This is a genomic window from Pseudoflavonifractor phocaeensis, assembly GCF_016901735.1.
In the GTDB taxonomy this organism is placed as follows: Bacteria; Bacillota; Clostridia; order Oscillospirales; family Oscillospiraceae; genus Pseudoflavonifractor_A.
Genome location: NZ_JACLZC010000010.1, coordinates 56,982 through 64,813, shown reverse-complemented (window position 1 = coordinate 64,813; position 7,832 = coordinate 56,982). Strand labels below are relative to the sequence as shown.

Annotated in this window: 8 protein-coding genes; 1 reads left to right on the top strand and 7 read right to left on the bottom strand. The window is 64.2% G+C overall.

The window, feature by feature from the left end:
• Positions 1-434: 434 nt before the first annotated feature.
• Genes H7U37_RS03930 through H7U37_RS03905 form a run of 6 tightly spaced genes read right to left on the bottom strand, consistent with a single transcriptional unit; the run spans position 435 to position 5,966 of the window.
• Positions 435-1,601, bottom strand: a complete 1,167-nt coding sequence (locus H7U37_RS03930; protein WP_204873791.1) for a GNAT family N-acetyltransferase — start codon at positions 1,599-1,601, stop codon at positions 435-437.
• A gap of 27 nt (positions 1,602-1,628) precedes the next feature.
• A complete protein-coding gene (locus H7U37_RS03925; protein WP_204873795.1) occupies positions 1,629-1,961 on the bottom strand; it encodes a DUF6054 family protein in 333 nt (110 codons plus the stop codon).
• A gap of 5 nt (positions 1,962-1,966) precedes the next feature.
• On the bottom strand, positions 1,967-2,950 hold the full coding sequence (locus H7U37_RS03920; protein ID WP_204873789.1) for a dihydroorotate dehydrogenase: 984 nt from the start codon (positions 2,948-2,950) through the stop codon (positions 1,967-1,969).
• A complete protein-coding gene (locus H7U37_RS03915; protein WP_204873787.1) occupies positions 2,943-3,719 on the bottom strand; it encodes a dihydroorotate dehydrogenase electron transfer subunit in 777 nt (258 codons plus the stop codon). The genes H7U37_RS03920 and H7U37_RS03915 overlap by 8 nt, the downstream gene beginning before the upstream one ends.
• A gap of 23 nt (positions 3,720-3,742) precedes the next feature.
• Positions 3,743-4,669 (bottom strand): orotidine-5'-phosphate decarboxylase, encoded by a 927-nt coding sequence (gene pyrF, locus H7U37_RS03910; RefSeq protein WP_204873785.1) that lies wholly within the window; start codon positions 4,667-4,669, stop codon positions 3,743-3,745.
• A 19-nt stretch (positions 4,670-4,688) separates the two neighbouring features.
• Positions 4,689-5,966, bottom strand: coding sequence for a dihydroorotase (locus H7U37_RS03905; RefSeq protein ID WP_204873783.1), 1,278 nt, complete (start codon positions 5,964-5,966; stop codon positions 4,689-4,691).
• A 279-nt stretch (positions 5,967-6,245) separates the two neighbouring features.
• Between H7U37_RS03905 and H7U37_RS03900 the strand changes: the two genes are divergently transcribed.
• Positions 6,246-6,413, top strand: a complete 168-nt coding sequence (locus tag H7U37_RS03900; protein ID WP_204873781.1) for a hypothetical protein — start codon at positions 6,246-6,248, stop codon at positions 6,411-6,413.
• Between the two features lie 71 nt (positions 6,414-6,484).
• Here the strand turns inward: H7U37_RS03900 and H7U37_RS03895 are convergent, their stop codons facing one another.
• The gene (locus H7U37_RS03895) at positions 6,485-7,831 is read right to left on the bottom strand and encodes a B12-binding domain-containing radical SAM protein (RefSeq protein ID WP_204873779.1); all 1,347 of its coding nucleotides are present in this window, start codon (positions 7,829-7,831) and stop codon (positions 6,485-6,487) included.
• Position 7,832 lies beyond the last annotated feature (1 nt).

Genomic DNA, 7,832 nt, shown 5'->3' with positions numbered 1-7,832 from the left:
CTTGCTGTCCACAACCGCCGCTCAAACAACTTTCCCATGAGGCCCCTGGGCTGGCTTTCTCCCTCTGAGTTCACTGTCCAATATGTTTGACAAACCTACACTTTTCCCCGCCAAAAAGCCCCGCCCCGCCAAAAAGCTCCGCCTTTCGGCGGGGCTTGCGGGGCTTACTGCCTGTCGATTTCATCGACAGGCACTCTCGCACGTGCCTGCACGTGCGAGAAGGGGTGCAGCCCGCTGCGTCGCACTCGCTTTGGCTCGCACGCTTGCGGGCTGAGCGGTGTTTTTTTCGACGCACATGTCGCCGAAAAAAACAAACATCATATTCTTCCGTCGTCTGCAGACGACGGAACTCTGCGAGGCACTTGTAATCCTGTCTCACACGGCTGCACCGTCTCGACAGCCTGAAGCCCCGCCTTTCGGCGGGGCTCCGGCGGTTATGACAGCTCCGGACGAGGCCGGTAGCCGATGTATTTTTCCAACAGGTCCAGCGGACCGTGGGCGCCGGGAATCTGAGCCGCCTTTTCAAAGCCGTGGGCCCTGTAAAAGCGCTGGGCCGGGCCGTTGGCCTGGGCGCACAGCAGCTCCACCTTGTCCCGTCCCAGCTTGCGGAAGGTGGAAATGGCCTGGCCCAGCAGCTGGGGCGCAATGCCCTTTTTCCGCAGATCGGCACGCAGCGCCAAAAAGGTCACATGTCCCGCCTTCCGCTCCGCGCCCTGCTCCAGGTCCAGCTGCAAAAGCCCGCCCGGCTGGTCGTTGAGCATCCCGCAGATCAACGTCTCCGGATAGCGCTTGGCCGTCTGAAACGCCCGGTCGGCCAGACTCGCGGCCGGACAGTCCGCCGTGGTCCCGTAAAGCTCCGACCAGGTGCCGGTATAGAGCGACTCGTACAGCCCGCGGTCCTCCTCCCCCGACATGGGGCGAAACCAAAAGCTTACGTCGTATCCATCCCCCTTTTTGCGCCACCACTGCTGACGCCCCAGGGTGGAGAGCTCCGGCGAAAGATGGCTGTTGTCGCTGCGGAATACCATCTCCACCCGGTCCCCCTCCACCCGGAGACAGGTGACCCCCGTGTTGTCGCAGTGGGGCAGCGCCTTCATCTCCGGGGTGGGAATGTGCAGCACCTCCGCCTGAAGGCAGCGGATCACGTCGCCGTGGGCAAAAATAGCCACCGTCTGGCCGGGATGCGCATGGGCAAGGCCCAGCACCGCACCGTAGATCCGCTTTCTGGCCTCGTCCCGGGACTCGCCGCCCCGGTTCTTCCACGCCGGGTCGCAGGCACAGTACCGCTGGTAGGATTCGGTGTCAAAACGGGATACCTCCCCCCAGGTCCGGTCCTCCCAGCAGCCCATGGAGATCTCCCGCAGGTTCCGCCGGGTGTGCAGCTCCAGCCCCTTGGGCTCGTACACCGCCCGGGCGGTGGTCATGGTACGGAACAGATCGCTGGAGTATACCGCGTCCACCGGGATGTCCAAAAAGCGCTCCCGCAGGGCCGCAATCTGCCGGTAGCCGTTTTCCGTAATCAGGGAGTCATACCAGCCGTGGATGCGGCGGTAAATGTTGCCCTCCGCCTCGGCATGGCGGACGATGTAAAGTGTGGTCATGGATGGTCCTCTCTCTGTCTCAAAGGTTCAGCACCGGTAGGGGGCCAGGGCGTCATGGACCACGTCCTCAAAGGACTCCGACGCCCCCCAGTCAAAGCGGAAGAGGCCCTCTCCTCCGCCGCCGCCAATGCAGTGTACCCGGGTCCTGCCGGTGAAATTGTCCAGAATCACCGTGAGGGTCAACCGATTGCCCGCCCGGTAATAGTGCTTTTCATATACCGCCACCACGCACCGTCCACCCTCCGGGTGGGACACCACATAGTGGTCGATGAGTTCGCCGGTGATGCTGTCCGTCACCGCCGCATGGACCTTTTCCCCGCAGGTCTCCAGGTCCAGGGAGACAAAATAGCTGTTGTTCATCTCGCTCACCAGGGACGAACGCCGCCGGTCAGCTCGGACACCCGGGCAAGGCCCTGGTCCGCCGCCAGCTGGGCCAGCGCGTCCCGCACCTTCACCGGGGCGTAGGGATCGTCAAAGCAGGCGGTGCCCACCGCCACCGCCGTGGCGCCGGCCAGCAGCATCTGGGCCGCGTCGGCCCCCTTGGCCACGCCGCCCATGCCCAGAATGGGCACCTTCACCGCGTTGGCCACCTCCCACACCATGCGTACCGCCACCGGCAGCACCGCCGGGCCGGACAGACCGCCGGTGTTCATCTTCAGAATGGGCCGGCGGGTGTTTACGTCAATGCGCATCCCCCGCAGGGTGTTGATGAGGGACAGAGCGTCGGCCCCCGCCCCCTCCACCGCCTTGGCGATCTCGGTGATGTCGGTGACGTTGGGAGAGAGCTTCACCATCACCGGCGTGCTGCCCGCGTGGCCCTTGGCTACCTCGGTGACCTCCGCCGCCAGCTCCGGCCGGGTGCCGTAGGCAAGGCCCCCCGCCTTCACGTTGGGACAGGAGATGTTCACCTCAATCATGTCCACCCCTGCCGCCGACAGCTTTTCACACATGACACCGTACTCCTCCGGCGTATTGCCCGAAATGTTGGCGATGACCTTCACGTCGTACTGACGGAGGAAGGGCAGCTCGTGCTCAATGAAATAGTCCACCCCCGGATTCTGGAGCCCCACCGAGTTGAGAATGCCCATGGGGGTCTCGGCGATGCGGGGTCCGGGGTTGCCCTCCCTCCGGTGGAGGGTCAGGCCCTTGGCGCAGATGCCGCCCAGCTCGGAGAGATCGTAAAATTCGCCGTACTCATGGCCAAAGCCAAAGGTGCCCGAGGCCACCACGATAGGGTTTTTCATCTCCATACCCGCTAGATTGACGGACAGGTCCACCTGGGACCGGTCGGCGGCGGGAGGCGCCGGCGGACGCCGGTCCAGAGGAATGAGCTTGATGTTCTTAGGCATTCCAGTCTACCTCCTCCGCCCGGAACACCGGGCCGTCTTTGCAGACATGCTTCATGGTACCGTCGGCCATGGGGGTGGCGCAGCCCAGACAGGCCCCCACACCGCAGGCCATCCGCTCTTCCAGCGACACCTGACAGGGTACCCCGAACTCCTTGGCCACCTTGGCCACGTTTTTCAGCATGGGCTTGGGACCGCAGGCCAGCACGGCGGTGTAGTCCCTGTCCTGCTCCAGGGTCTTGCGCACCAGCGCGTCCACAAAGCCGTGGTAACCCAGGGAACCGTCGTCCGTGGCAATCTGCACCGAGCCGCACTCGGCCCGGAACTCGTCGATGAGCAGGGTCTTGTCCGCCGAGCGGAAGCCCAGAATGGCGTCCGACTCCTGGGCGCACTGGGCGCAGCCCCGCAGAGGCGGTACGCCGATGCCGCCGCCCACCAGCAGATAGCGGCCCTCCCAGTCCACGTCAAAACCGTTGCCCAGCAGACCCAGCACGTCCAGCTTGTCCCCCACGGCCCGGTTGGCCAGCCATTCGGTGCCCTCGCCCCGGCTCTCAAACACCAGGGACAGCAGATCCTCGGGGCTGTCCTCCATACAGGCGCTCACCGAAATGGGGCGGCGGAGCAGACGGGACGACCCGCACTTGATGTGGACAAACTGGCCCGGACCCCGGAAGGTCTGGCGCACCATGTCCCCCGCCTCCAGGACCATATAGACCGCGTCGTGGCTCAGCCAGGTCTTTTCCACGACGGTACAGATTTGTTGGATGGGCATTGTCCCAAACCTCCTCTTTTTTGTCAGCCGATGGTGGTGAAGCGGGCAATGTCGTCCCGCATGGCAATGGCGGCATTGCGGGCGGCCTCCTGATAGTCCGCGCCGTCCTTTCCGGTCTTTTTCCAGGCGCACATGATGGACCGGGAGGCGTTGACAATGGCGCCGTGGCCGTCCTTCTGGAAGGCGTACTGCACGTCCTCGGCGGTGCCGCCCTGGGCGCCGTAGCCGGGCACCAGCAGGAAAGTGTGGGGCATCCGGGCCCGGATCTGCTTGAGCTCGTCGGGATGGGTGGCCCCGGCCACCGCGCCGGCCATGGTGTAGCCGTACTTGCCCTTGGTGCCCGCGCCCCACTTCTCAATGAGGTCGGCCATCAGGCCGTAGACCGTATCCCCTTCGCCGGCGGACACGTTTTGCAGCTCGCCGGAGCCAGGGTTGGAGGTTTTCACCAGAATAAACACGCTCTTGTCCCGCTCCTTGCAGGTGTTCAGGAAGGGATTGACGCTGTCGGCCCCCATGTAGCCGTTGAGGGTCACGCAGTCGGCCTCAAAGACCGGGCACTCCTGCTCGCCCACCTTGGTGGCCCCCAGCCAGCCGTCGGAATAGGCCTCGGCGGTGGAGCCGATGTCGCCCCGCTTGATGTCGGCGATGACATAGAGGCCCTTCTCATGGGCATAGCGGATGGTGCGCTCCATCACCTCCATGCCCCGCCAGCCCAGGCGCTCATAGTAGGCGCTCTGGGGCTTGACGGCGGGCACGATGTCCCACAGCGCGTCCATCAGGCCGCAGTTGAACTGATAAATCGCCTCAGCCGCCCCCTGGAGGGTCTCGCCGTACCGGGCATAGCACTCCTTCAGAATGTGAGCGGGCACATACTCGGGCTTGGGGTCCAGGCCGGCCACGGTGGCGTTCTTTTTGGCGATGATGGCTTCCTGAAGCTTGTCAAAGGACATAGTTGATTCTCCTTCTCTTTTATGTGTTTCTATATACGATCTGACCGTTGACGATGGTGTATTTCACCCGGCCCTTGAGTTCCATCCCGGCAAAGGGGGTGTTGCGCCCCTTGGAGGCAAATTGCGACGGGTCCACCGTCCACACCTCGTCCGGGTCGAAAATGACCACGTCGGCCTCCCCGCCTACGGCGAGCCGGCCCTTGTTGATGCGCAGAATGCAGGCCGGATTCACCGTCATCTTGCGCAGAATGTCCGAAAGGGCCATCTGGCCGGTGTGATAGAGGTAGGTCAGGGTCACCGCCAGCGCGGTCTCCAGTCCCACCATGCCGCTGGGAGCCTCGGTCAGCGGCCGGGCCTTCTCCTCGGCGGAGTGGGGGGCGTGGTCGGTGGCAATGGCGTCGATGGTGCCGTCCTTCAGGCCCTCAATGATGGCCTCCACGTCGGCACGGGTGCGCAGGGGCGGATTGACCCGGGCCATGGCGCCCTTGGTGAGAATCTCCTCCTCGGTGAGGGAAAAATACTGGGGGCAGGTTTCACAGGTGATGTGGACCCCCTTTTTCTTGTAGCGCCGTACCAGCGCCACCGACTTGGCGGTGGAAATGTGGCAGATGTGTACCGCCGCGCCGGTCTCCTCGGCCAGCATGGCGTCCCGCGCCACCATGATCTCCTCCGCAATGGCCGGACGGCCGGGGAGACGCAGCTTGCGGGACACTCTGCCCTCGTTCACCGCGTAATTTTTGACCATGTCGGCGTCCTCGCAGTGGGAAAGCACCGTCAGCTCCTGCCGGTGGGCCAGGATCAGGGCGTCCCGCATCAGATTAGCGTTCTGCACCGGCATTCCGTCGTCCGAAAGGGCCACCGCGCCCGCCCGCTTGAGGGCCTCGAAGTCGGTCAGCACCTCTCCCTTCTCCCCCACCGTCACCGAGCCGATGGGCCACACATGCACGCCGCAGGATCGGGCCGCCTTGGCCCGCACATAGTCGATCTGTTCCGGGCAGTCCACCGCCGGCCGGGTGTTGGGCATGCAGGCCACCGAGGTAAACCCGCCTGCCGCCGCCGCCTGGGTGCCGGTGGAGATGGTCTCCTTATACTCCAGACCCGGGTCCCGGAGATGGACGTGCATGTCCACCAGACCGGCGCACACCACCAGCCCCCGCGCGTCCAGAACCTGGACGTCCGGCTCCCGGATGTCGCTGCCGATGACGGCAACCCGTCCGTCCTCCAGCAAAATATCCATGACGCCGCCGATCCCGCCGACGGGGTCCACCAATCTGCCCTGGTGAATCAGCAGTTTCACATACTCACTCCTTCCTGATTTTACCGCCTGCGCGGAGGGTGCAACGCCCCTTGCGTCCACCCTGTATCGCAATTTTTCTCAAAATTTTTCCTTTTACGCGGACATGGAAAAAGGGACCGGGTTGTCCCCCGCCCCTTCCCGTCCGGCCCTTTTTTTGCCTTCGGGCCCTGCTTTGCTGTATAGCATCATTATAGCTTGAAACACAGATTTTAGCAATGTATTTTTCCCGCGAAACGGGAAGAATAAGACCAGACACCTTGGGAAGGGAGGAAGAATTTCATGAACAGTCATCCGTTCCTGGGCGGCATCGGCCTGGGCATGATGGCCGGCGCGCTGCTGGGTATGGCCGCCGCGCCCCGCGGCAAGGACCTGAAACGCACCGCCAAACGGGCCATGCGCTCCATGGAGCATATGGCCAGTGAATTGGGCAGCACCATGGGCCTCTGAGTCCAACTCCGTCAAAAAGCGCGCTTGCAGCTTTTGCAGGCGCGCTTTTCCACTATCTCCTAACTCCTCACTCATTTCAGCGTGCCCCAACGGCGCAGTCCCTTCCACAGCGTACGCACCACCCAGCCCGGCGTGACGAACCGGTAGGCGCCCCGGGCCCGCCCCAGCAGAGCCAGACGGACCAGCAGCCAGGCATAGCGCAGCCGGAAGGCCGCCCGGCTCATGTGGTCCGGCTCCAGCACCAGATGGGCCAGGTCGAATTTCCGGAAATCCTCCGTCAGCAGGTCCCACTTCCGCGCTTCATAAAAGGGCGTGGCCGGTAACGGGGTCAAAACCTGCACCGACACGCAGCGCACCGGCCTGGTTTTGGCCCAGCGGAAGAGGGCGCGGAAATCCGCACTCGTAAAGGACGGGTCGGCGATGGTCAACGCCACGCACTCCGCCCCCAACCGGTGGAGCAGCTTTACACAGGTATCGTTCACCGCCGTGGAGGTGCCCTTGTTCCAGTGGTCCAGACGCCCGTCCTGGGCCGCCTCGATGCCCACCAGGAACATCACAAAGCCCGCCCTGCACAGCGCCTCCGTCAGGTCCGGGTGACCGGCGATAAAATCCGCCCGGGCGTAGCAAATAAATTTCTTCCGGATGCCCCGCGCCTCCAGCCCCGCCAGAAAGGCCCGGACCCGGCCCTCCTCAATGAGAAAATCCGAGTCCACCAGAAAAACCGTCTCGCCGGGCACCTTCTCCAGCTCGTCCAGCACCAGGTCCAGACGCCGGGCCTGGTACACCCCGCCGTGGAGGTTGCGGCCATAACAAAACGTGCAGGAAAACGGGCATGATACCGCCGTTTTCACGGTGGAAATGGGGGCAAAATCGGTATACCGGTACCAGTGGGCTTTTTCCGCCCAGCCGCTCCGGTCGGGCAGCGGCAGGGCGTCGATGTCGCAGGGCACATAGGGCGCGCTCTGCCACCCCGCCTCCGTCCGGCGGCAGAGCCCCGGCAGCGCCGGCGGCGCCTCCCCCCGGTCCAGACACCGGAGCAGCGTGACGAAATCGTCCACCGACTCCCCCCGGCAGATGTAGTCCACCTCCGGAAAGGTGAGCCGCTCCCAGCAGAGCTGGGCGTGGACCCCGCCAAGCACCACCCGGCAGGCGGGACAGACCGTTTTCGCCAGGCGTACATATTCCGCCATCTCCTTCTCCTGGGTGAGATAGCCGGTGAGGGCCACCACGTCGGGCCGCGTCTCCCGGACTACCCCGGAAAAGGGCCGGTACTCGGTGACGCCGTCGTAAAAAAGCACCTCCATGCCCGCATTTTTGCACCCCGCCGCCAGATACTCCAGCTCCAGCGGCTCGCACACGATGGCCCCGAACACCGTCATGGCGTTTAAGACCCGGGGCCGCACCAACAGCACCCGCATC